The sequence below is a fragment of the Zooshikella harenae genome (assembly GCF_018837975.1).
Lineage (GTDB): Bacteria > Pseudomonadota > Gammaproteobacteria > Pseudomonadales > Zooshikellaceae > Zooshikella > Zooshikella harenae.
In genome coordinates this window covers 58,949-82,861 of sequence record NZ_JAGSOY010000001.1, presented here as the reverse complement: position 1 = coordinate 82,861, position 23,913 = coordinate 58,949, and the positions used below count along the sequence as shown (strand labels likewise).

Sequence of the window (23,913 nt, the reverse complement as noted above, 5' to 3'; positions counted from 1 at the left end):
GATGCGAGAGAGTAAGAGATAACGCCCTATGGCAAAAGCACAGTTAACCCAAGATCGGGATGAAGTTCTTTCAAGCTTACTAATTCCCATCCAAGATAAAATGTTGCTACTACCAAACGTGAGTGTGGCTGAAATTATAGGCTTTCAGCAGCCTTCATCTTCAAGCGATACTCCAGAGTGGCATTTTGGGCAAATCAATTGGCGGGAACAGTCAATCCCTGTGATTTCATTTGAAGTCGCTAATGGTGAAGAGTATCGAGGCACCAGTCGAAACGCTAGGGTAGCGATTATTAACAGTATCAGTGGTAATCGAGAGTTACCTTTTTTTGCTATCGTAGTGCAAGGGATTCCTCATTCGGTTCGACTGACTGAGTCAGATGTTATTGCTCAGGATGAACCGAACCAAGGTGAGCTTGAAGCAATGCATGTGCTTGCCCATGGTGAGCCAGCGATCATTCCAAAACTTGATAGCTTAGAAACAATGATTTTGGCTTATGGTTTAGCTTAAGCTTGCTATATAGTCTTTCAAACCTAAAAAGCCTGCAGTTTGCAGGCTTTTTAGGTTTTTAGAGCTGCGTGCTGTTTACTGCCAATCACCCCAGCAATATTGGAGCACTGCGAGTGCGGCTACTGGTGTCGTTTCAGTTCTTAAGACACGGGGACCAAAAGTTGTTGAATAAAATTTGTACTGATTTGCCAGGCTGACTTCTTCTTCAGTTAGTCCACCTTCAGGTCCGATGAGTAGTGCAATATTGCTGGGTCGTTCATGGTTGCCCAGTGGCGTTGCGGCATGATGGTGTAGCACAAGGCGTAGAGCTTCTGTCCGCTGAGCAAGCCATTTATCAATAGGTAAGGGAGCATGGATTTCTGGCAAAACATTACGGCCACATTGCTCACAGGCGCTTATGGCGATTTGTCGCCAATGTAGTAGTTTTTTTTCTTGCCGTTCTTTGGGTAACTTGACTTCACAGCGTGTACTGAATAGTGGAGTAATTTGCGAAACCCCCATTTCCGTAGCTTTCTGGATAGCATAGTCCATACGCTCACCCCGAGATAAACACTGACCTATGTGAGTTGATAAAGGTGATTCACATTGCACTGAGTTTTTTTTCAGCACATTGACGGCAACTGTCTTCTTAGAGACTTCTGTGAGTTCTGCTAAATAACAGTCTCCAGTGCCATTAAATAAATATATTTGCTCTCCTGGTTTCATTCTTAGCACTTTACCCACATGATTGGCGGCTAAGGAGTCAAGTGTTAGAAATTCAGTAGGAGAAAGTGGTTGGGATGTATATATTCGAGGAATTCGCATGAGGTCAATCACTAAGCTATATTGCCAGAACGGCAACTATAGCATAGTGAGTGATCCTGATTAACGTCGATTTGAAAGGTCGAGGTTATTCCACACAGCTAGGCTGGGATCAGCTTGGTTAAGTGTATAAAAGTGAATACCTGGTGCTCCAGCATCCATGAGTCGCTCACAAAGTCGAGTGATAACATCTTCACCAAACTGGCGAATACTTGTTATATCATCTCCATAAGCCTCTAGTTGTTTTCTTATCCAGCGAGGTAATTCTGCACCACAAGCATCACTGAACCGAGCCAACTTGGTGTAGTTAGTGATTGGCATAATGCCAGGTGTAATTGGAATGGTTATTCCCATTTTTTCACAGCGCTCAACAAAATAAAAATAACTGTCAGCATTATAGAAATACTGAGTAATTGCTGCATTAGCGCCTGCATCAACTTTACGTTTAAAGTTCTCCAGATCTTTTTCTGCATTAGGCGCCTGAGGGTGAATTTCTGGGTAGGCAGCTACCTCTAAAATAAACTGTTGTTGGGTTGTTTCCCGAATAAAGCTGACAAGCTCATTCGCATAACGTAGTTCTCCAGACGCCAGCCCCATACCTGAAGGCATATCTCCCCTAAGGGCAACAATACGCTTAATTTGGTGTTCTTTATAATCACTTAATAACTCAGCGATTTCTTCTTTATTTGCACCAATACACGATAGGTGAGGTGCAGTATCTACTTGTGTTGCTTTAGTGATCGCTAGTACGGTTTCTTTGGTTCTATCACGAGTAGAGCCTGCAGCTCCATAGGTGACAGAAAAAAAATCAGGCTTATATTCTGCCAATCGCTTAGCCGTTGTTAATAGCTTTTCTTGGCCAGCGGGTGTTTTGGCAGGGAAAAATTCAAAACTAAAGCGTTTCGGATGCTGTTTTTGTGATTCCATAGTTGTGGCTATACGACAGTTTTACCATGTACTCCTGGCCAGATAAGGCGATTGGCCAGGAAGTGCTCTGGTATATAATTAATATTTATAGCTGTCGGGTTTATAAGGACCTTCTACAGCTACATTAATATATTCAGCTTGTTTGGGCGTAAGTTGGGTAATAACACCACCAAAACCTTCCACCATATAACGAGCCACTTCTTCATCCAGTTTTTTAGGAAGCACTCGTACATAAAGACTTTTGGTCTTTTCTGTGGGGGATAGGTCTGCAAACTTAGCTTGGAATAAATGAATTTGTGCTAAAACCTGATTAGCAAAGGAGCCATCCATAATGCGAGAGGGGTGACCCGTAGCATTACCCAGGTTTACAAGTCGTCCTTCGGAAAGCAGTAGAATGAAGTCTTTGGCATTATCACTGCGATAAATCTTATGTACCTGAGGTTTAACCTCTTCCCAACGCCAGTGCTGGCGCATGTAAGCTGTATCAATTTCAATATCAAAGTGACCTATGTTGCTGACAACGGCACCAGGCTTGAGAGCTGCAAGCATGAAACGATCACAAACATCAGCATTACCCGTTGTTGTTACAATTAAGTCAATGGTATTTAACAGGGATTGATTAATGCCATCAGCATTGCCAGTGTTTTTGCCGTTGATGTAGGGGGATACAACCTCGAAGCCATCCATGCAGGCTTGCATTGCACAGATTGGATCAATTTCGGTGACTTTAACAATCATGCCTTCTTGTCTAAGGGACGCGGCTGAACCTTTACCCACGTCTCCATAACCAATGACAAGTGCTTTTTTACCCGCTAATAAATGATCTGTTCCACGCTTAATGGCATCATTCAAACTATGGCGGCAGCCATATTTATTGTCATTTTTGGACTTGGTGATGGCATCGTTAACGTTAATGGCGGGTACTTTTAAGGTGCCTTGCTCAAGCATTTCAAGTAAACGATGTACGCCTGTGGTGGTTTCTTCAGAAATACCATGTACAGCATCTAATAATTCAGGGTATTTGTTGTGTAGTACTTCAGTGAGGTCGCCACCATCATCAAGAATCATGTTTCCACCCCAGGGCTTTCCATCCTTGAGAATGGTTTGCTCAATACACCACAGGTATTCTTCTTCCGTTTCACCCTTCCAGGCAAAAACCGGGACACCTTTATCCGCCATAGCGGCAGCAGCATGATCTTGTGTTGAGAAAATATTACATGACGACCAGCGTACTTCAGCACCAAGGTCAATTAGTGTGTCAATTAATACGGCAGTTTGGATAGTCATGTGGATACAGCCCAAGATCTTCGCACCTGCTAAGGGCTTTTGATTTTTGTATTGGGCGCGAATAGCCATAAGGGCTGGCATTTCTGTTTCTGCAATCGCTATTTCCTGGTGCCCCCAATTTGCCAGAGAAATATCAGCCACTTTGTAATCATTATGTGCCATAGGTTTTGTCCTGTGATTCGTCCTTTTATGATTTAACGTGCAATGTTTGTTGTATTAGCGCAGGTTAGTGTGTTGCAAAAATACAGTTACAGCAGTGTTTTATTAAAATGCTTATGACTAAATTAAAGCTTGGTGCTGTATATATTGTTGCAACACGGTCGTCCTTGATCAGTTCGCAATCAGCTTACGGCATCACGAAGAATTTGTGCTTTGTCTGTTTGTTCCCAAGAAAATTCAGGTTCTTCACGGCCGAAGTGTCCGTAGGCTGCCGTTTTCTGGTAAATAGGACGACATAAATTCAACATGTCGATTAAGCCTTGTGGCGTTAAGTCAAAATGCTCGCGTACCAGAGCCTCAATTTTCTCATCAGATGTTTTGCCTGTACCAAAGGTATTAATACTGATAGAGGTTGGATCAGAGACACCAATAGCGTAAGAAACCTGAATTTCACAGCGGTCAGCCAGGCCTGCAGCAACAATATTCTTGGCAACATAGCGACCAGCATAAGCAGCACTACGGTCTACTTTTGATGGATCTTTACCAGAGAATGCTCCTCCGCCATGACGTGCCATGCCGCCATAGGTATCAACGATGATCTTCCGACCAGTTAAACCACAGTCACCGACAGGCCCGCCAATAACAAACTTACCTGTTGGGTTGATAAAGTATTTTGTTTGTTTGCCTAGCCACTCAGCAGGTAAAACAGGTTTAATAATTTCTTCAAGTACCGCTTCACGAATATTCTCTTGGCTAATACCATCTTCGTGCTGGGTAGAAAGGACGACAGCATCAATACCAACAGGTTTACCATAGCTGTCATAGTGGAAGGTTACCTGGCTTTTGGCATCGGGACGCAACCAAGGCAAAATGCCACTTTTACGGACATGGGCTTGACGTTCTACTAACCTGTGAGCATAAGTAATCGGAGCTGGCATCAGCACATCTGTTTCATTAGATGCATAGCCGAACATCAGGCCTTGGTCTCCAGCACCTAGCTTTTTGCTATCGTTTTCATCTACACCTATTGCGATATCAGCAGACTGTTTACCGATCGCATTTAATACGGCACAAGAGGCACCATCAAAACCCATGTCTGAATGGTCATAACCAATTTTTAGTACAACGTCGCGAACGAGGTCTTCAATATCAACATAGGTTTCAGTGCGGACTTCGCCTGCTACCAACACCATGCCTGTTTTAACTAATGTTTCAACAGCTACACGTGCATTAGGATCGTCTTTTATAATGGCATCAAGAATGGCATCGGATATCTGGTCCGCTACTTTATCAGGATGTCCTTCTGAGACGGATTCTGACGTAAACAAAGAGTATTCAGCCATAACGGCATATCCTTTTCTAGAAATTAAGTGATACTTGATTCATTTGGCTTTGATTGTTTACGAAAGCAGCGTACCTGGATCTGGAAACCATTACGCAGCCCAAGGTACAGGCTTTCTCCTGTTTCCAACTGAGCATTTTGTGCCCACTCAGAAAAGTCTTCACTGGCAAACCCTAACCATAAGTCGCCACAATTATCCCTGACCCAGCTTTGGTCATGGCGACAAAGGTCACATACCACCAGATGCCCTTCTGGCTTTAGAAGTTTGCCAATGGTTATAAACAGTTCAGCGGGTGAGGGAACATGATGTAATACCATGTTCATCACTACGCAGTCTGCTTGTACTCCAAGCTCAAGTGCTTGCTGAGCTTCCCCATGAATAAATTCAATATTGGTAAGACAATTAGCCTGAGCAAATGCTTGAGCACGATCTAACATTTGTTGTGAGTTATCAACGGCATAAACCTGTGAAAACTGTGGGGCTAGCTCTGCGAGAAATACGCCTTCACCTGGACCTATCTCAATAGCTGTCTTTTTTGACTTGAAATGAAGGCCATGGACGGCATCGGCTGCAACCCGCGCATATTGCCCATATTCTGCAATCAGTACTTGTTGCTCATTAAACCGGTCTGCATGACGAGCAAAAAAAGCTTGTGAAGACTCAGCACGTTGAGCACGAATCATATCAACCCCTTGCTGGAATTTTTCTTCCAGTAGTAGCTGATCGAGATTATTGAATAAGCCTTGAATAACAGATCTAAGGGGATGCCTTTGAGGAATCACCGCTCGTCGGTAAAAAATCGAATTACCTTCACGATGGTGCGTAATTAATTCAGCTTGAACTAATACTTTTAGGTGATGACTGACACCAGATTGTCGACAATCCAAAACAGCCGATAACTCAAGAACCCCAAATGAGTTATTTTTCAACACCCGCAAAATAGCTATTCGTTGAGGGTCAGCACAGGCTTTGCAAAGCCTGACCAGCCGATCAATCGAAAGGGTGTGAGTATCATTGGGTAGTAGGTCTTGGGATTTCATGAGAGGCAGTCTAGCAACATTAAAATGTGATAACAATATCTATATCTAATCTCATTGATATAGATATTATTTATTAATTTGCAGCTTTCAATATTTGATGGTTGATAGGTGGTTTTAACGTGCAAGAAATTTGCTGTAAAGGCCAGAAAAAGCGAAAATGCCGTTCTTTGGTTGCTACTTGAACATCCTAGGAGTTTTCCATGCCGTCTAGTGAAGCCATGTCACCTCGGAAAGAATGTGCTAATGCAATTCGTGCACTTAGCATGGATGCAGTACAGAAGGCTAAAAGTGGTCATCCGGGTGCCCCCATGGGCATGGCAGATATCGCAGAAGTACTTTGGCGCGATTACCTGCAACATAATCCTGTGAATCCTAAGTGGAGTAATCGTGACCGTTTTGTATTATCTAATGGTCACGGCTCCATGCTGTTGTACTCTTTATTGCATTTGAGCGGTTATGAGTTGTCTATTGATGACTTGAAAAACTTCCGCCAATTACACTCTAAAACAGCAGGGCATCCAGAGTATGGTTATGCGCCTGGCGTTGAGACAACAACGGGTCCTTTGGGACAAGGTGTTGCCAATGCAGTAGGTTTTGCTGTTGCAGAAAAAGTATTAGCAGGCCAATTCAACCGCTCAAACTTTTCGATTGTTGACCACTATACTTATGCATTCTTAGGTGATGGCTGCCTCATGGAAGGTATCTCTCATGAAGTATGCTCGCTGGCTGGTACTCTGGGACTTGGTAAGCTGATTGCCTTTTATGATGATAATGGTATTTCCATTGATGGTGAGGTTGAAGGCTGGTTCACTGATAATACCGCCAAACGCTTTGAAGCTTATGGCTGGCAGGTTATTTCTGGTGTTGATGGACATGACCCTGAAGCTATTAAAGCGGCGATTGAGCAAGCACGTGCTAACACTGAACAACCTACTTTAATTTGTTGTAAAACCATTATTGGCTACGGCTCTCCTAATAAGTCTGGTAAAGAAGAATGTCATGGTGCGCCACTGGGAGATGATGAAATTGCTTTAACTCGTCAACAGCTGGGTTGGCAGCATGCGCCTTTTGAGGTACCTGAAAGCATTTATAGCGCATGGGATGCTAAAGAAGCAGGAGCTAGCCGTGAAAAACAGTGGAATGACTTATTTGCTGCTTATCAAAAAGAATACCCAGATTTAGCTGTTGAGTTTAGCCGTCGTATGAGTAATGAATTGCCAGCTGACTTTTCTGCTAAAGCTGATCAGTATATTCGTGACTGCCAATTGACTGGCGAGACTATTGCTAGTCGTAAAGCATCGCAAAATACACTCAATGCTTTTGGCCCATTACTGCCAGAATTTATGGGTGGTTCAGCTGACCTTGCGGGTTCTAACTTGACCCTATGGAAAGGCTGTGTGGGTGTAAGCAAAGACATGCCTGCAGGTAACTACCTGTTTTATGGGGTTCGTGAGTTCGGTATGTCTGCGATCATGAATGGCTTAGCACTGCATGGTGGTTTTGTACCTTATGGTGCGACATTCCTGGTATTCATGGAATATGCACGTAATGCAGTACGTATGGCTGCTTTGATGAAAACGCGCAGTATTTTTGTATACACTCATGACTCTATTGGCCTTGGTGAAGATGGTCCTACCCATCAACCAATTGAACAGCTGGCTAACTTAAGATCAACACCCAACCTGGCAATGTGGCGCCCATGTGATACCGTTGAAACGGCGGTAGCATGGAAATCTGCCATAGAACGTGCTGATGGCCCTTCAGCATTGATTTTCTCTCGTCAAAATCTTCCTCATCAAGAACGTACAGAAGCTCAGGTGGCTGATGTAGCTAAAGGTGGTTATGTTCTGCGTGATAGCGAAGGAACCCCTGATTTGATTTTAATTGCAACAGGTTCTGAAGTTGGCTTGGCGATGGATGCCGCTGATGCACTATCTAATAAAGGTCATAAGGTACGTGTTGTATCAATGCCATCTACTGATGTGTTTGATGAGCAGTCAGTTGAATACAAACAGTCAGTTCTGCCTTTAGAAATCACCGCAAGAATTGCCATTGAAGCAGCTCATGCTGACTTCTGGTATAAATATGTTGGCTTGGATGGTCGTATTGTTGGTATGACAACCTATGGTGAATCAGCACCTGCAGGTGAATTATTTGAGATGTTCGGCTTTACAGTCGATCATGTCGTTAATACCGCAGAAGATTTACTTTCTGATATTTAATACAGACAAGCAGAAATGGGCGGCGTTAGTCGCCCATTTTAGTTATGGGGCAGTTTTTCTAAAGCTCAATAACAAAGCATTTAGTAGAGGTTAATTCGTTACTTTGCTAAGCTTGACAGTGACTAATAAGTACTACTAAGTAGTCTAATGCAAACATTACGCGGCTATTAACAACAACATATAATAGGCGAGTCGCTCCTAAATAAAGTGTTTACCTGATTGGAGTTTATTTTCAGAAGTGAAACTTAGAGTGAGGTATCCAGTAACTTAATGGCCCACCGTATAGCAATTAATGGTTATGGTCGAATTGGGCAGTGCGTATTAAGGGCGCTATATGAAAATCGATATCGCCAGCACCTGCAAGTAGTAGCCATTAATGAGTTAGCTGACCCTGAAACAATTGCCTATCTTACCCGTTTTGATACTACGCATGGTTATTTCCCTGCTCAAGTCAGACAAGAAAATAATTCTTTGGTTGTTAATGGGGACCAAATTCAGCTACTTAATCATCCTGAGCCTAAAAATTTGCCTTGGGAGGCACTCGGGATTGATTTGGTTTTGGAATGTACGGGCACCTATTCGGATAGAGAGACTGCCGAAGTGCATCTGCAAAGTGGTGCTAAACGGCTACTGTTTTCACAACCAGCAGAACCTACAGTTGATGCCACGATTGTTTACGGTATCAACGAAGTACAATTAAAACCTTTCCACAGAATTGTTTCCAATGCGTCTTGCACCACCAATTGTATTGTTCCTGTACTAAAAACATTAGACGACCATTTTGGTATTGAGCATGGCTCCATCACGACAATCCATTCAGCTATGAATGATCAACCGGTTATTGATGCCTATCACCATACAGACTTACGTCTAACGCGAAGTGCTATGCAATCAATTATTCCGAGAGATACTGGATTGGCTAAGGGCATTGATCGACTGATGCCACATTTAGCTGGGTGCTTTGCTGCCTTATCAATGCGTGTGCCTACAATTAATGTGTCGGCAATGGATTTAACGGTACAGGTAAAACGTACAACAACCGTGGCGGAAATTAATGAAATGATCCGTCAAACGGCTCGAGGCCCATTAAGAGGGCTGATGAGATATGTTGAAGAGCCACTTGTTTCGTGTGATTTTAACCATGATTCACACTCATCTATAGTTGACTTGACCCAAACCAAAGTTATTCGTGGTCAGATGGTGAAAATGGTCACCTGGTTTGATAACGAGTGGGGATTTGCCAATCGTATGCTGGACGTCAGTTTACATTGGCTTAAGCAGATGGCTTGAAACAACATAAAAATTCTCTATTACACTACATCTTATGATGTTGTCGAGTGTTCCTGAGATATCACATAAACTAATAAATACAGTGAATAAGGAGCCTTCATAGACAATGTCGCAAATAACAGATGTGTGTCGAGTAATACGTTGCAACAAGAAGGTATATAGGAAACAGCATGACCATATCGAAAATGACTGATCTTGATCTGGCGGGCAAGCGAGTACTTATCCGTGAAGATCTAAACGTTCCCGTAAAAAATGGAAAGGTAGCCAGTGATGCTCGTATCATGGCTTCTTTGCCAACGGTTAAGCAAGCCATCGCTGCCGGTGCAAAAGTGATGCTGATGTCCCACTTGGGTCGTCCAACAGAAGGCGAATATGCTGAAGAGTTTTCTTTAGCGCCTGTTGCAGAATATATGAGTGAAAAACTAGGCCAACCAGTTCGCTTGGTTAAAGACTGGCTTGATGGCGTAGAATTAAGTGCTGGAGAAGTTGTACTGCTAGAAAATGTTCGCTTTAACAAAGGCGAGAAAAAGAATGATGAAGCGTTAGCTAAAAAAATGGCTGCGCTGTGTGATGTATACGTTATGGATGCGTTCGGTACAGCTCACCGTGCTCAAGCCTCTACCCATGGCGTTGGACAATATGCTCCAGTAGCGTGTGCAGGACCTTTGCTAGCAAATGAATTGGATGCTTTAGCAAAAGCACTGCTGAGTCCAGCTAAACCTGTTGCTGCTATTGTGGGTGGTTCTAAGGTATCCACTAAGCTGACAGTACTTGAGTCACTATCAAATGTAGTTGATCAATTGATTGTGGGTGGTGGTATCGCTAATACATTTTTAGCAGCTGCAGGCAAACCAGTAGGTAAGTCTCTCTGTGAGCATGACTTGATTTCTGAAGCTAAAAAGCTAATGGCAAAAACCAACATTCCATTGCCTGTTGATGTTGTCACCGCTAAAGAATTTTCTGAGTCCGCTGAAGCCACCATTAAGTCTGTGGATGATGTTGCCGATGACGATATGATTTTAGATATTGGTCCTGAAACTGCAAAACAGTTTGCTGCATTGCTGGCAGAAACTAAAACCATTATCTGGAATGGACCTGTAGGTGTTTTCGAGTTTGACCAGTTTGGCGAAGGTACAAAAGCACTTTCACTTGCCATTGCGAATAGTGATGCTTTTTCTTTAGCTGGTGGTGGCGATACGCTTGCAGCAATTGATAAATATGATATTGCTGAGAAAGTATCTTACATCTCTACAGGTGGTGGGGCTTTTTTAGAATTTGTAGAAGGCAAAAAACTGCCTGCTGTAGCAATGCTTGAAGAGCGTGCTCAAAAAAGTTAATTATTGATAGCATCTATAACCAAGTGCTTTGCGCTTGGTTGTTAGAATTTAAGGTAATGGTTTTTTCACTAAACTGAATCCATTACGCTGCCAACTTTTTAAAATAATTGGAGAAAACGCATCATGCCAGTGGTTAATTACCAACAGTATTGTCAAATGCTGGATAATGCCAAGAAAAATAAATTTGCTTATCCTGCTATTAATGTGTCTTCCAGTGAAACAGCTAATGCAGCATTGCTGGGTTTTAAAATGGCAAACTCTGATGGCATTATTCAAGTATCAACTGGTGGTGGAAAGTTCGCTTCAGGTCAGGCTGTAGGCTCAATGGCTAAAGGTGCCATTGCGTTGGCTGTTTATGTACATATTCTTGCTGAAGAATATGATATTAACATTGCACTGCATACAGACCACTGTCACCCAGAGTATGTTGATTCATTTTTAAAACCGCTGATTGAAGAAACGAAAAAGCGTCGCGCGGCAGGTTTACCAAATCTGTTTAACTCTCATATGTATGACGGTTCTGCATTGCCAATGGAGCAAAACATTGCAGAGTCTAAAAAAATCATGGCTGACTGTGTTGCTAACGAAATTATTCTGGAAATTGAAACAGGTGTTGTGGGTGGTGAAGAAGACGGCCACGACACTTCAGGTGTTTCGGCTGACAAGCTTTACACTACTCCAGAAGATATGGTTATGGCAGCGAAAGAAATTGGTTCAATGGGCCGTTTCTTGTTAGCAGCCACGTTTGGTAACGTACATGGTGTTTACAAGCCTGGTAACGTTAAACTGAAACCTACTATTTTGCGTGATGGACAGGATGCTGTAGCAAAAGCGCTAGGTGAAGATACTCGTTTAGACTTAGTATTTCATGGTGGTTCAGGCTCCGAATTACACGAAATTCATGAAACACTGGGGTACGGTGTTATTAAAATGAATATCGACACTGATACACAATATGCATTTACACGTCCTGTTGTAGATCATATGTTTAAAAACTATGACGGTGTATTGAAAGTTGAAGGTGAAGTAGGCAACAAGAAAGTTTACGATCCTCGCTCTTGGGGTAAAGCTGCAGAGCAAGGTATGGCTGAGCGTATTGCTCAAGCATGTCGTGACTTGCGTTCTGAAAATACTTCGCTGGGTAAAAATATCTAAACAATTTAGTTTAGCTATTCTAAAAGGGGCCTTATGGCCCCTTTTTCATTAGTGTGACACTATTTTTTAATACTGTACTAAATAGCTATTCATTTCTTTAATACGTTTTATTCACGTTTCTGTAAAAATATAACAGGTGTCATTCATTGAACTAGAGTATTAACTATATTTATGAATATAAGTGCTTGGACGAAAGAAAAGTGTAATGACATATATATTGGGTATTTCTGCTTATTATCATGATAGTGCTGCGGCCTTATTAAAAAATGGAAGGATTTTATATGCTTTACAAGAGGAGAGATTTAGTCGCGTAAAGCATGATGCAGGGTTTCCTGTGAATGCGATAAAGATGTGTTTATCATCAGCAGGTATTCTTTTGTCGGATATTGACTGTGTGGTTTTTTATGATAAGCCATTGTTGAAGTTCGAACGCTTGGTGGAAAGTTACTTGGCATATGCTCCAAAGGGGTGGCAGTCATTTAAAACCTCAATGCCTATCTGGCTTAAGGAAAAGCTTTATCTTAAAAAGGAAATTAAACAGCAGCTTCATAGCATTGCCGAAGAAAAGTTTAAAGGAAAATTACTCTTTTCTGAACATCATTTATCTCATGCCGCTTCAGCATTTTATCCTTCCCCATTTGAACGGTCAGTTATTCTTTGTCTCGATGGGGTTGGCGAGTGGGCTACGTCGAGTGCATGGTTAGGAGAAAAAGATAAAATTACACCTTTATGGCAAATAAATTTCCCTCACTCTGTTGGGTTACTTTATTCTGCGTTTACATATTTTACGGGCTTTAGGGTTAATAGTGGTGAGTATAAATTAATGGGGTTAGCTCCTTACGGGGAGGCAAAGTATAGTAAATTAATACGAGAAAAAATTATTGAGATAAAAAAAGATGGATCATATAAATTAAACATGGAGTACTTTGATTATGTTACTGGGCTTAGGATGACAAATGATTCATTTTCAAAGTTATTTAACGCTGAACCAAGAAAGTCGGATCAGCCTATTCGGCAGCTAGATCTTGATATTGCAGCATCAATACAGGAAGTGACTGAAGATGTTGTTTTAAAACTTGCCTATACCGTCAATAAAGAGGAGCCAACAAATTCCATTTGTTTGGCAGGTGGTGTGGCACTTAACTGTGTTGCTAATAGTGCTTTATTAAATAATGGACCCTTTTCTAACATTTGGGTTCAACCTGCTTCAGGAGATGCAGGAGGCTCTCTAGGTGCGGCATTAGCGTTGTGGCATTTACATTTTAAAAAAGAAAGAAGTATTAATGATAAAGATAGTATGAGGGGGGCATTTCTTGGAAATTCATACTCAGTAGCAGAGATAACGCAGTATCTGGATAGTGTTAATGCTGTTTATTCACTTAGATCTGAAGATGAGCTGTTTGTTGAAGTAGCAAGTGAAATTAATAATCAAAATGTTGTTGGCTGGTATCAAGGGCCAATGGAGTTTGGGCCAAGGGCTTTAGGTGGTAGGTCTATCATTGGAGATCCTCGTTCTCCTGATATGCAAATGAAAATGAATATGAAGATTAAATTTAGAGAGTCATTTAGACCATTTGCTCCTGCAGTATTGGAAGAATACACTGAAGATTATTTTGACTTCGCACAGATAAGCCCTTACATGTTATTTACTGCTCCAGTAAAAGAAAATCATCGGAGAAAAATTCCTGATCATGTAAAAGGGTTAGAGTTGTTAAATATTGAAAAGTCTGATGTGCCTGCTATAACTCATGCAGACTACTCAGCAAGATTGCAAACAGTCAATAAAGAAACTAACCCAAAATTTCATAAGCTTATTTATAGCTTTTACCAACTTACAGGTGTTCCGATGCTAATTAATACATCTTTTAATGTGCGAGGAGAGCCTCCAGTATGTTCTCCAAAGGATGCCTTTGAATGTTTTATGGCCACAGATATGGATATATTGGTTTTAGAGCACGTTGTTATTTATAAAAATAAACAGTCCAAAGAACTTTTAGCAAGAAATTGGAAAAAGAACTATGAACCAGATTAATAAGAAAGAGATCAATACTTTTTTTGTTCTCTTTGGTGGTGTGGTAATACTGATTTTTGGCTTTTTCTTTCCATGGCTTTTTGAATATAGTATTCCGGTATGGCCTTTTATTATTGCTATAATATCTTGTTTAGTGCTATTTGCGAGCTTTGGTATCAAAAAGAAGTTATTTAATGGGTGGATGAGGTTTGCTGGAGTTCTGGGTAAAATTAATACTTTCTTAATATTAGGGTTACTTTTTTTTATTGTAATAACACCTTTTGGGTTTGTTTTGAGAAAGTTGAATAAGCTAGAAATTATACCTGATCAAGGTGAGCCTAAAAATAGCTATATTGTACAGTCTGACCATATGAAAGTATTTGACTTTGAGAGGCCTTTCTAATGTGGGACTTAATGAAAGACCTATGGGGATTGATGAAAACCCGAAAAAAATACTGGTTAATGCCAATTATTACAGTATTTATATTATTGGGAGCCTTGATCGTTCTATCCCAAGGCTCAGCTATTGCTCCTTTTATTTATACATTATTTTGATTATGAACGAAAAGCTAAAAGAGTATACGGCCATTGGCTTAATAACTTTACTGTTACTAGCTATCGCTTTGCTTATATTGAGGTATTTGTCGCCAGGTCTGCTTGGTAAAGGAACTGACTTACAGTTAGTTCAAATAGATAAGAAAGTCCCACCTTTCTTTGACAATATTTTTAGGGAAGAGGACATTAAGTCTGTGGATTTTCTCATACAAGATCCCGTTTTCAAAGTGAGAGCTAAGCCGTTATTACCTGAGGTGAGTGGTGTTGGTCCTCATGATATTTTAGGGTTTAGAAACTTTGGGGTACCCAATCAAGCAGAAATAGTGATTGTAGGAGATAGTCAAACTTATGGTAATAATGCTCCTATTATATATAATTGGCCACATATCTTTAATAATTACTTAGCATCTAATCAAAAATATGTAACTCAATACGCAATGGCTACTGGTGGCTGGGGGGCAATTCAATACTTTGAGGCTGCGAGAAATGCTTCAGTTTTCCAGCCCATCATTCTTATTGTCGCTTTTTATACGGGTAATGATCCTTTAGAGTCCTTTAGTTTGGCGTATGGATCTGACCTTTGGGTACGGTATAGGCTTGATACCAACTTATCCTCTAGCGATGCTCCTATGGTTGAATTTCCGGAGCCTAAAAAGTATCAGTGGCCAGTTAATTTTTCTGATGGTGTTTCCACCATTTTTACTCCTAAATTGCGAGGTGAGAATAACCTACAATCACCTGTAGTTGATGTAGGTTACAAAATAATGCTACAAGTCGCTAAAGATATAAGAAGCATTTTAAGACCTTTAAATATTAAAGTGTTTTACACTATTATTCCTACAAAAGAATTAGTTTATAAAAATAAAATAAATGCAGAAGTTGGGCTAGACATTCCAGCCCATTATAAGAATCTAATCACAAATGAAGAAACAAGAATAAAATGGTTAAGTGGTGAGTTAAGTAAGCTTGGGGCTGGCAGTAAGTATGTGGATATTGTTGAGCCCTTACAGGTGGCAGCTTCACGTCGCGTTATGTTATATCCAAAAGATGGAAATGGTCATCCTGTGTTGTCAGGATACAGCGTGATTGCTCAGACTATAGCTGATACAGTGGCTAAGGCGTTACCAGAGTTTGTTCAAGGTTTTGCTTTAGCAAATAGTGAGTTGTATTCTGGTGTAATTTTTATCAATAAGAAAAACTACTGGATGGTTTTTGATCGAGCGCTAATTAGTAATATGGACACAAGTAATTTACCTACCTTGACTGCAAAAGAATTAAAGTGGTTGAAGCCAATGGGAAACTTTGCTCAGGTTAAACATATTTATATGAATAAATCCGAGTAAAAAGTATTTATGTGTATATTAAACTGTTTCAGTGGAACCGATTTTAGGCTTTTATATTTTACAGATATCCCATATCCTATTTCTTTGTTTATTAAATACGTATAATTAACTTTATGTATGTATTTGGGTTGGTTGATTATTAATCAGTTATCTCTAGCATTCCTCTTGTTTATGATCGTAGTGGAAGTGTTATTTGTAGAGATTGGATCAATAGTTATTGAGTAAAAGTTGTTATTGTAGGTAGTGATTGGACTACTCCTTACGTTATAAGCAGCTATAAGACTAATACCACAATACCCTGCACGGTGGTTTTGTTTTTTTGTGGCGTCAGTTCCTTCTATAATTATTGCGCATAATCGACATTTTTTGTTAAAATAATGTGACATAAAGATTTGATGAAGTTTGTTTGTCATAACAGGGGATTGTAGGCATTCTATTGTTACAGAGTTTTAGAGTGTAACCATTCTATTACGTAGAGCATAACGTTTTAATTATTATAATTACGTTACCTTTTTATATTAATTATTTTCTTAATTCTTAATAAACCCCGACTAGCGTTTTCATATTCATTAGTTCTAGTAGATTAGCCCCACGTTCAATAGAGATTCACGTTCTTAATGTTTGAAAATTGCTTCGCTTTGGAGTGATTGAAGTATTTAGGCATCACATGATGTGGCTTACCGCAAAGAGGATTGATAAAAGCTATTTAAACAATATGTGAGTAACCTCAAAATGTTGATGAGTTTCTTCAGTGAGTGATCAATGACTACCTTTATAGTGTAGTATGTACAAACATAGTGATCGTTTATAAGGTGTTATTTCATGAATAAACCACCATTAGTCATAGGCCTACATGCCAGTCCACCTGCATGGCTAAAGCGTTTGCTAATATTATTACCTTTTGTCCTAGTAATAGTTGTTTACTTATGGGCCTCAGATGCACGTTTGGCTGAAAACCCTGCAGATAAGATTCTGCCAAGTTTATCGCAAATGGGAGATGCTATTCAGCGGATGGCTTTTGCTCCTGACCGTCGAACTGGAGATTATTTGTTGTGGCAAGATACGCTCGCCAGTTTGACGAGAATTGTTATTGGAGTAGGTAGTGCGTTACTTGTTGCCATTTTATTAGGCTTGAATATTGGCTTGTTTGTTGGTTTTAGGTCTGTATTGTTAGCGTTTATTACAATGATTGCAATGGTTCCTCCATTGGCGATTTTACCCATTTTATTCATTGCATTTGGCGTTGATGAGTTTGGAAAAGTTGCACTTATTTTTATTGGTACGTTTCCAATAATGACTCGGGATATATATTTATCGGTGATCAAGGTTCCAAGTGAGCAGTTGGTAAAATCACTGACTATGGGGGCATCGTCAATGGCTTTAACCTATCGCATTATTTTACCGCAGGTATTGCCTAGGGCTATTGACTCGTTACGTTTGTGCCTTGGTGCTGCATGGCTCTTTTTAATTGCTTCAGAAGCGATAGCTGCAACAGAAGGGCTAGGGTATCGTATATTCCTTATGCGCCGATATTTAGCAATGGATGTCATTATCCCGTATGTTGCCTGGATTACTTTTCTGGGTTTTACCCTTGATTTCCTGTTAAGCCTGCTTAATCGGAAAATGTTTAGCTGGTACGCAGAGAGCAAAAAGTAAAGGTAAATCGTATGACTTCAACAGGATCTGGTGCAGCTTTCAAAAAGCTTGAAATAACAGATGTAGTTAAAAACTATGGCTCCAAGTGTGTGTTAGATGATATTGACCTGCACGTATCACACGGTGAGTTTTGTACATTAGTGGGACCAAGTGGTTGTGGAAAGTCCACATTGCTACGTCTGATACTTGGACAGGAACAGGCCAATCAGGGATCAATTTTGGTTGAAGGACAACCTGCTGGTTTTCCTGATCCATATCGAGGGATTGTCTTTCAGAGGTATTCACTTTTCCCTCATTTATCGGTTTTAGATAATGTTTTGTTAGGAAAACACCTTACTCATCAACGTTGGTGGATGCCATGGCGACGTCAGTCAGGGTGGAAAGAAGAAGCAATGAGTTTACTTGAAAGAGTACGCCTGACTGAGGCAGCAGAAAAATACCCTCATGAACTTTCAGGGGGAATGCAACAACGTGCAGCCATTGCCCAAGCACTCATTATGAAACATCCCGTATTGTTGATGGATGAGCCATTTGGTGCTTTAGACCCTGATACACGTGAAGATTTACAGATTTTTTTATTGGATATTTGGGAAAAAGAGCAGCTAACAATATTTTTTGTGACTCATGACTTGGAAGAAGCCTGCTTTTTAGGTTCACGACTATTAGTGTTGTCTCAGTATTATACTGATGATCGAGGTAATGATCCTGATGTGAACCGGGGTGGCAAGATAGTAGCCGATCACCCACTTAAAAATATTGCAGGCAGTACAGTGATTAAAGATCAAATGGAGTTTAGAGATCTTATTGAATCTGTACGGAGAGAAGGGTTCAATCCAGAAATAAGACAACACGTTGATACTTTTAACTTAAATCACCCTGACTCATTTAGAACGCTAAATGAGTATTAGATACGAAATAAGTGACATATTTTAAGCATACATACACTGTTATTGTTAGTAATTGTTTAGATTTGCTTTTTTGCGATTAAAAATTAAGAAATATGTAAAAATTTGTGCCTTTCACTGTCTTAAAAAAGTAAACAGCGTATGATTTCGCAGTTTTATTTCGCTAAGAAGTACCTTAAAACAGCTATAGTGTAGATCATATACTCAATGTGAAGGGTTGAATACCATGATTGAGAATGGGCCTGTCAGTACAAAGGCTGTAATAAATCAATTTGTATCCGCAAAAAATACTGCATATTAAAGATTGATAACAACAAGATTCAAAATGAAGGAGAGGCATATGCTGCGAGCATTAGTAGTGACCGCAAGCCTACTATTAAGCAGTTTAGCTGTAGCGGTTGAATACATAAATATTAAGCCTTTAAACCAAGTGGTGTCAGCCCAAGTAGGGCCTGTGGAAGGTGATGTATTGCAGGTGCCTTTTATTAGTTGGGGGGGAGACATTGCCGTTATTCATGCCAATGGTAATAACCTTTCTACTCAAGCAAATTCGATTGTTTCACAGCAGGGACTCAAATTAAAGTTAACCCGTGAAGATGATTTTGCAAAACAAGTTCAACATTATTTGAAGGGTGATTCACCTTTTCTCCGAGGCACTATTGGTATGTTGAACATGGCAATGGATGTTATTAGTAAAGACGCTAAGACAAAGCCCATTGTTATTTACAAATTAACCGATTCAGCTGGTGGGGATGCACTTGTCGTTAAATCCGGGATTAAAACGGTTAAAGATTTAAGAGGCAAAACAGTCGTATTACAAGCTTATGGTCCTCATGTTGATTATTTATCACGGATTCTTGCTGATGCAGGTTTAACGTTTAAGGATATTAATGTCCGTTGGGTCAAAGATCTAACAGGTACTGACAATAGTCCTATGGCTGCATTATATGAAAAAGATATTGATGCTGCATTTGTTATTATTCCTGATGCATTGGCACTGACCTCTGGTGGTAGTGTAGGAACAGGTGCAGAGGATTCAGTTAAAGGTGCAAAAATTTTATTATCTACAAAAACTGCAGATACAGTAATTGCAGATGTTTATGCAGTGCGTAGCGATTTTTTCAAACAACATCGTGATGTGGTAGAAAAATTTGCACGCAGCTTATTACTTGGACAAGAGTCTATGAGTAATGTTGTCCAGCAACGTACAGCGGATAGCAAAGCGTATGAACAAATGATGCGGGCAGCAGCGAAAGGGCTGCTGGATAGTGAGCAGGCACTTGCTGATGCTGAGGGCATGTATCAGGATGCTCGCCATGTGGGATATGATGGAAATGTTAAGTTTTTTAAAAACAATGCTTACCCTCGCCGCTTTGCAGTTATTGTTAAAGAAAGTCAACATGGATTACATCAAGTCGGTTTATTACAGCAACAACAAGAAGTTGCACAAGCAAGATGGGATTATGACAAGCTTAAAAAGGGATTATCACAAATAAATGTGGCTGAAGTGCCTAAGTTTGATGAAAGCAAGGTCGCTGCACTGGTTACTCAAAAACAGCAACAGGGAAGTCTTGATCAAGGAGAGTTATTTTCTTTTGAAGTATTCTTTAAGCCAAACCAAAAAACTTTTTCTGCTGAATTGTATGAAGATGCATTTAAAAAGGTAATGGATTTAGCCAGTACTTATGGTGGCGCTATTATCACCATAGAAGGGCACAGTGATCCGATGAATTATTTGCGAAAGCGAAAAGCTAATGCTTCGCGAATGGTATTAGGTCGGATAAAACAAGCTGCACGTAATTTAAGTTTGAGTCGGGCGCAAGAAGTGCGTGATAACATTATTGATTTTTCAAAAAATAAAGGTGTTTCACTAGATCCTTCCCAGTTTGCTGTTATCGGCCATGGTATTAGTGCTCCAAAAACAGGAGTGTGTGGCGCTGATCCTTGTGTACCAAAAACAGAAAAGCAATGGCGGTCAAATATGCGGGTGCAGTTTAGAATTTTGCAAGTAGAAGCAGAGTCATCCGTGTTTAGGCCATTATAGGCAATCTGAAAAGTAGTCAAGGTAAGGAATGGTCACATGGATAAACGCTTATTTATACTGCTTGTGTTGTCGTTTTGGCTAACGGCTTGTGAAGAGTCAGGAACAAACACAGCACAAAATAATTCAGCCGCAAGTAGTCCAGCAACAACTTCTGCTGCTCATGAGGGCGATAGTCAGTCTATCCAGTCAACGCGTGATGATGGACGTCCCTATAATATGCAGCCTTTACTCAACACTTGGCCAACGCTGCCAGAAAATAATCGAGTAGCTGAGGATTTATTACAAACAAATTATTATGTTGTGCTTGATGGTAGTGGCTCAATGGCGGGTGGGGAATGCGGTGGTGGAAAACTAAAAATATATGCAGCTATGGATGCTTTAGAAGTATTTGCCAGCCAGATCCCCGTCAGTGCTAATTTGGGATTATTAGTATTTGATAAAGCTGGGCTCTCTGAGCGGGTTGCATTATCTTCTAATAACAACGATCAGTTCGTGAAAGCCGTCAAGTCTGTCATTGTTGAAGGGGGTACGCCTTTACTATCAGCCATTCGTACGGGTTATCAAGCGCTGTCACAACAAGCAAAAGCACAGTTAGGGTACGGTGAATATCACTTAGTGATTGTTACTGATGGTGAAGCAAATCTTGGTGAAGAACCTGAGTCAATAGTTGAAAAAATTGGACGTGAATCTCCCATTATGATTCATACTATAGGGTTTTGTATTAATGAAGCTCACTCATTGAATCAACCCGGTATTATTGACTATAAAGCCGCAAATAATCCGCAAAGTTTACAGCGTAGTTTAGAGCAAGTGCTTGCTGAGTCAGAGGATTTTCCGCTTGATACGTTTGGTGAGTAGTTATGTCAAAGCACGTTAAAGCAACCATTTTTTTAATAATTTTAGGGCTGATTGTTATGGGAATAACCAGCCTGATAAAACCCTGGTTTTCGGAATGGGAGCAAAAGAAGACAAGTGATGCACGGGAAACTAAAGGTGAAATCAGTATTGCTGTTGATGACTGGGTGGGTTATTTTCCATTATGCTCACCTCATATTAAGTCACGACTGCGTCAGGAAGGTTATCGGTTAAACTGTATAAATGATAAGGCCGATTATGCCCAACGGATGAAAGGTCTCGCTAAAGGTAAGCTGGATTTTGCTGTGGCTACGGTTGATGCTTATGTACTTACTGGAAGTGATGCGAATTACCCTGGAACCATTATCAATGTGATTGATGAGTCAAAGGGGGGAGATGCGCTGGTTGCACGAGAAAATAAATTGGCATCATTGGATGAATTAAAAACGAAAACTAATGTAAGAATTGCATTTACACCTGACTCACCCAGTGATCATTTACTCAAGGCGCTTTCAGTTCACTTTGATATTCCCCATCTTCGCCAGAGGGATGATTGGGCAGTAACTGCGGAAGGTTCATCACAAGCTTTGGATCATTTGTTAGACAGTGATGTAGATGCTGCAGTGCTTTGGGAACCACATGTCAGTAAAGCATTAAAAGAAGATGGTATTATTCGAATACTTGGGAGTGACCAAACTGCGCAATTAATAGTGGATGTCCTTTTGGTAAATAGAGAATTATCAAAAGACCAACCTGAAAAAGTAAAATTATTTTTACAAGCCTACTATCAAACACAAAAGTATTATCGTGATAATCCTAAACAGTTACAAAAAGATTTGAAAAAAAGCCTACGGCTTGATGACGATGAAATTAGTACTGTGCTTGATGGGGTGCGCTGGATTTCATTGACTGATAATGCGCGTATTTGGTTTGGTACTCATGCTCAAGGTTATGCGAATGAAGCATTAATCAATACCATTGAAGGCACAATTGATATCTTGCGGGAGTATGGAGATGTTACCCAGAATCCTTTACCAGATGAAGACCCTTATCGGATTACCAACAGCCAGTTTGTAGCCAGCTTATTCGATCAGTTTTCACAGCAAGGGCAACTGGAACATGCACCTCAAAATATGGCAACCCCGACATTTACAGCATTAACGGATAAGCAGTGGGATCGTTTGGTGGGAGTGGGTACCTTAAAAGTGCGTCCTGTCGTATTTTCGTCGGGTACAGATCAACTCACCTTGGAAGGGAAAGAGCAACTTGATCGTGCTGCAGAAAACTTAAAGCACTATCCTCGTTTTCGTATTGAGGTTCGTGGTCATACATCTACGAGAGGCGACAAAGAGGCTAATTTAAGGCTCTCTCAAGAACGTGCTGATGCCGTTCGTCGTTATTTATTAATTACTCATGCCATTGATGAACATCGTATACGTGCAAAAGGGTTTGGAGGAACAAAACCACTTGCTAAGCGTCCAGGTGAGTCTTCTAGAGCCTATTATTATAGGTTACCTCGTGTTGAACTTGTATTAGTGGGTGAGAATTTTTAACGCAATTTCATGCAGAATGAACTATAAAGATCACACAAAAAAATTATAGGCATTATGAAAGCGATGATTGCTGAAGTATATAACAGTAGGTATATCTCATGTTGGTAGGTAAAAAAGTAGACCTATCTAAAAAGGCAATTAGTAAAGCGGTTTTAAAGCGTTCTTTACAAAGTCCATTTTTATTATACCCCACCGTTGTGGGGGTACTCTCCACTGCAGCAATGTTATTTTTTGACTTTTCAACCATTGCATTAGTGGGTGCAATTACGGGCTTTGCGGGTGCATCCTTAGGGTGGATATATGAATATTTTATCCAAGAGAACAATCATATTATTGCTTTTTTAGGGCAAATCCATGAATCCATGGTTGTTAAACGCAATGAAATGCTCAAAAAACTGGAGAGTGAACTGAGTAGCGTTGACTCAAAAGAGGGGATTAGACAATTAGAATTATTTAAAAAGAAATTTGATAATTTTCAGGATATCTTACAGAAAAAGTTTACTTCAACCGAGTTGACGTTTAGTCGATACTTGGCGATTGCTGAACAGGTATTTTTGGCTGGATTGGATAACTTAGAAGGCGTGGCACTTGGCTTGAAAAGTGTAAGTGCAATGGATACTGAAAGCTTACGTAAAAAGATCGTTAAGTTAAATGAAGACGGCTCAGCAAATTCTGAATTGGAAAGAAAAACGTTGCAAAGTCGTCTGGATATGTATGAAAGTCAGTTGCAACGAATGCATGATTTGTTAGTGACGAATGAACAAGCGTTAACTCAAATTGATAATGTCTCGACCCAGCTTGCAAATATTAAGACAACGAGTGGGAGAGCCAAAGTCGATATGGATATAGCAATGCAAGAGTTACAACAAGTAGCAGAGCGCGCAACAGATTATAATTTGCAGCAATAGTTGGAGCATATAGT

The 23,913-nt window shown here is 40.4% G+C and carries 19 protein-coding genes; 14 read left to right on the top strand and 5 right to left on the bottom strand.

What is annotated here, in order from left to right; all coding sequences use genetic code 11:
* The first annotated feature begins 28 nt into the window (after window positions 1-28).
* Window positions 29-508: a chemotaxis protein CheW gene (locus KCG35_RS00355; RefSeq protein ID WP_215817669.1), complete on the top strand. Its 480-nt coding sequence runs from the start codon at window positions 29-31 to the stop codon at window positions 506-508.
* Window positions 509-583: 75 nt separating this feature from the next.
* Here the strand turns inward: KCG35_RS00355 and KCG35_RS00350 are convergent, their stop codons facing one another.
* The 5 genes from KCG35_RS00350 to KCG35_RS00330 form a co-directional block, all read right to left on the bottom strand.
* Window positions 584-1,312, bottom strand: a complete 729-nt coding sequence (locus tag KCG35_RS00350; RefSeq protein ID WP_215817668.1) for a 16S rRNA (uracil(1498)-N(3))-methyltransferase — start codon at window positions 1,310-1,312, stop codon at window positions 584-586.
* 60 nt (window positions 1,313-1,372) lie between these two features.
* Window positions 1,373-2,236: a methylenetetrahydrofolate reductase [NAD(P)H] gene (metF, locus tag KCG35_RS00345; RefSeq protein WP_215817667.1), complete on the bottom strand. Its 864-nt coding sequence runs from the start codon at window positions 2,234-2,236 to the stop codon at window positions 1,373-1,375.
* Window positions 2,237-2,314: 78 nt separating this feature from the next.
* Window positions 2,315-3,685: an adenosylhomocysteinase gene (gene ahcY, locus KCG35_RS00340; protein ID WP_215817666.1), complete on the bottom strand. Its 1,371-nt coding sequence runs from the start codon at window positions 3,683-3,685 to the stop codon at window positions 2,315-2,317.
* 179 nt (window positions 3,686-3,864) lie between these two features.
* Window positions 3,865-5,025: a methionine adenosyltransferase gene (gene metK, locus KCG35_RS00335; protein ID WP_215817665.1), complete on the bottom strand. Its 1,161-nt coding sequence runs from the start codon at window positions 5,023-5,025 to the stop codon at window positions 3,865-3,867.
* Window positions 5,026-5,048: 23 nt separating this feature from the next.
* Window positions 5,049-6,065, bottom strand: coding sequence for an ArsR/SmtB family transcription factor (locus tag KCG35_RS00330; protein ID WP_215817664.1), 1,017 nt, complete (start codon window positions 6,063-6,065; stop codon window positions 5,049-5,051).
* Window positions 6,066-6,283: 218 nt separating this feature from the next.
* Here KCG35_RS00330 and tkt point away from each other — a divergent pair, with 218 nt between their 5' ends.
* From tkt to KCG35_RS00265, 13 genes are all read left to right on the top strand, one after another.
* Complete coding sequence (gene tkt / locus KCG35_RS00325; RefSeq protein ID WP_215817788.1) at window positions 6,284-8,287, top strand: transketolase; 2,004 nt, start codon at window positions 6,284-6,286, stop codon at window positions 8,285-8,287.
* Between the two features lie 270 nt (window positions 8,288-8,557).
* Window positions 8,558-9,577, top strand: a complete 1,020-nt coding sequence (gene gap / locus KCG35_RS00320; RefSeq protein ID WP_215817663.1) for a type I glyceraldehyde-3-phosphate dehydrogenase — start codon at window positions 8,558-8,560, stop codon at window positions 9,575-9,577.
* A 170-nt stretch (window positions 9,578-9,747) separates the two neighbouring features.
* Window positions 9,748-10,914, top strand: a complete 1,167-nt coding sequence (locus KCG35_RS00315; protein ID WP_215817662.1) for a phosphoglycerate kinase — start codon at window positions 9,748-9,750, stop codon at window positions 10,912-10,914.
* A 123-nt stretch (window positions 10,915-11,037) separates the two neighbouring features.
* On the top strand, window positions 11,038-12,069 hold the full coding sequence (gene fbaA, locus KCG35_RS00310) for a class II fructose-bisphosphate aldolase (protein ID WP_215817661.1): 1,032 nt from the start codon (window positions 11,038-11,040) through the stop codon (window positions 12,067-12,069).
* Window positions 12,070-12,274: 205 nt separating this feature from the next.
* The gene (locus tag KCG35_RS00305) at window positions 12,275-14,101 is read left to right on the top strand and encodes a carbamoyltransferase family protein (protein ID WP_215817660.1); all 1,827 of its coding nucleotides are present in this window, start codon (window positions 12,275-12,277) and stop codon (window positions 14,099-14,101) included.
* On the top strand, window positions 14,088-14,483 hold the full coding sequence (locus KCG35_RS00300) for an SxtJ family membrane protein (RefSeq protein ID WP_215817659.1): 396 nt from the start codon (window positions 14,088-14,090) through the stop codon (window positions 14,481-14,483). Before KCG35_RS00305 ends, KCG35_RS00300 begins: the two co-directional genes overlap by 14 nt.
* A complete protein-coding gene (locus KCG35_RS26890; RefSeq protein ID WP_309227233.1) occupies window positions 14,483-14,635 on the top strand; it encodes a DUF5989 family protein in 153 nt (50 codons plus the stop codon). Before KCG35_RS00300 ends, KCG35_RS26890 begins: the two co-directional genes overlap by 1 nt.
* Before the next feature lie 2,165 nt (window positions 14,636-16,800).
* Window positions 16,801-17,634, top strand: coding sequence for an ABC transporter permease (locus KCG35_RS00290; protein ID WP_215817657.1), 834 nt, complete (start codon window positions 16,801-16,803; stop codon window positions 17,632-17,634).
* An 11-nt stretch (window positions 17,635-17,645) separates the two neighbouring features.
* Window positions 17,646-18,542, top strand: a complete 897-nt coding sequence (locus KCG35_RS00285) for an ABC transporter ATP-binding protein (RefSeq protein WP_215817656.1) — start codon at window positions 17,646-17,648, stop codon at window positions 18,540-18,542.
* Window positions 18,543-18,879: 337 nt separating this feature from the next.
* Complete coding sequence (locus KCG35_RS00280) at window positions 18,880-20,583, top strand: ABC transporter substrate-binding protein (RefSeq protein ID WP_230408916.1); 1,704 nt, start codon at window positions 18,880-18,882, stop codon at window positions 20,581-20,583.
* A 36-nt stretch (window positions 20,584-20,619) separates the two neighbouring features.
* Entirely contained in the window at window positions 20,620-21,441 is an 822-nt protein-coding gene (locus tag KCG35_RS00275) for a vWA domain-containing protein (RefSeq protein ID WP_215817654.1), read from the top strand.
* Between the two features lie 2 nt (window positions 21,442-21,443).
* Window positions 21,444-22,991, top strand: coding sequence for an OmpA family protein (locus tag KCG35_RS00270; protein WP_215817653.1), 1,548 nt, complete (start codon window positions 21,444-21,446; stop codon window positions 22,989-22,991).
* Between the two features lie 98 nt (window positions 22,992-23,089).
* The gene (locus tag KCG35_RS00265; protein WP_215817652.1) at window positions 23,090-23,899 is read left to right on the top strand and encodes a hypothetical protein; all 810 of its coding nucleotides are present in this window, start codon (window positions 23,090-23,092) and stop codon (window positions 23,897-23,899) included.
* Window positions 23,900-23,913: the final 14 nt, after the last annotated feature.

Excerpts from the sequence above, each read along its gene's own strand:
- KCG35_RS00355 (WP_215817669.1), top strand. The coding sequence starts at position 29 with ATGGCAAAAGCACAGTTAACCCAAGATCGGGATGAAGTTCTTTCAAGC.
- KCG35_RS00350 (WP_215817668.1), bottom strand. The coding sequence starts at position 1,312 with ATGCGAATTCCTCGAATATATACATCCCAACCACTTTCTCCTACTGAA.
- metF (WP_215817667.1), bottom strand. The coding sequence starts at position 2,236 with ATGGAATCACAAAAACAGCATCCGAAACGCTTTAGTTTTGAATTTTTC.
- ahcY (WP_215817666.1), bottom strand. The coding sequence starts at position 3,685 with ATGGCACATAATGATTACAAAGTGGCTGATATTTCTCTGGCAAATTGG.
- metK (WP_215817665.1), bottom strand. The coding sequence starts at position 5,025 with ATGGCTGAATACTCTTTGTTTACGTCAGAATCCGTCTCAGAAGGACAT.
- KCG35_RS00330 (WP_215817664.1), bottom strand. The coding sequence starts at position 6,065 with ATGAAATCCCAAGACCTACTACCCAATGATACTCACACCCTTTCGATT.
- tkt (WP_215817788.1), top strand. The coding sequence starts at position 6,284 with ATGTCACCTCGGAAAGAATGTGCTAATGCAATTCGTGCACTTAGCATG.
- gap (WP_215817663.1), top strand. The coding sequence starts at position 8,558 with ATGGCCCACCGTATAGCAATTAATGGTTATGGTCGAATTGGGCAGTGC.
- KCG35_RS00315 (WP_215817662.1), top strand. The coding sequence starts at position 9,748 with ATGACCATATCGAAAATGACTGATCTTGATCTGGCGGGCAAGCGAGTA.
- fbaA (WP_215817661.1), top strand. The coding sequence starts at position 11,038 with ATGCCAGTGGTTAATTACCAACAGTATTGTCAAATGCTGGATAATGCC.
- KCG35_RS00305 (WP_215817660.1), top strand. The coding sequence starts at position 12,275 with ATGACATATATATTGGGTATTTCTGCTTATTATCATGATAGTGCTGCG.
- KCG35_RS00300 (WP_215817659.1), top strand. The coding sequence starts at position 14,088 with ATGAACCAGATTAATAAGAAAGAGATCAATACTTTTTTTGTTCTCTTT.
- KCG35_RS26890 (WP_309227233.1), top strand. The coding sequence starts at position 14,483 with ATGTGGGACTTAATGAAAGACCTATGGGGATTGATGAAAACCCGAAAA.
- KCG35_RS00290 (WP_215817657.1), top strand. The coding sequence starts at position 16,801 with ATGAATAAACCACCATTAGTCATAGGCCTACATGCCAGTCCACCTGCA.
- KCG35_RS00285 (WP_215817656.1), top strand. The coding sequence starts at position 17,646 with ATGACTTCAACAGGATCTGGTGCAGCTTTCAAAAAGCTTGAAATAACA.
- KCG35_RS00280 (WP_230408916.1), top strand. The coding sequence starts at position 18,880 with ATGCTGCGAGCATTAGTAGTGACCGCAAGCCTACTATTAAGCAGTTTA.
- KCG35_RS00275 (WP_215817654.1), top strand. The coding sequence starts at position 20,620 with ATGGATAAACGCTTATTTATACTGCTTGTGTTGTCGTTTTGGCTAACG.
- KCG35_RS00270 (WP_215817653.1), top strand. The coding sequence starts at position 21,444 with ATGTCAAAGCACGTTAAAGCAACCATTTTTTTAATAATTTTAGGGCTG.
- KCG35_RS00265 (WP_215817652.1), top strand. The coding sequence starts at position 23,090 with ATGTTGGTAGGTAAAAAAGTAGACCTATCTAAAAAGGCAATTAGTAAA.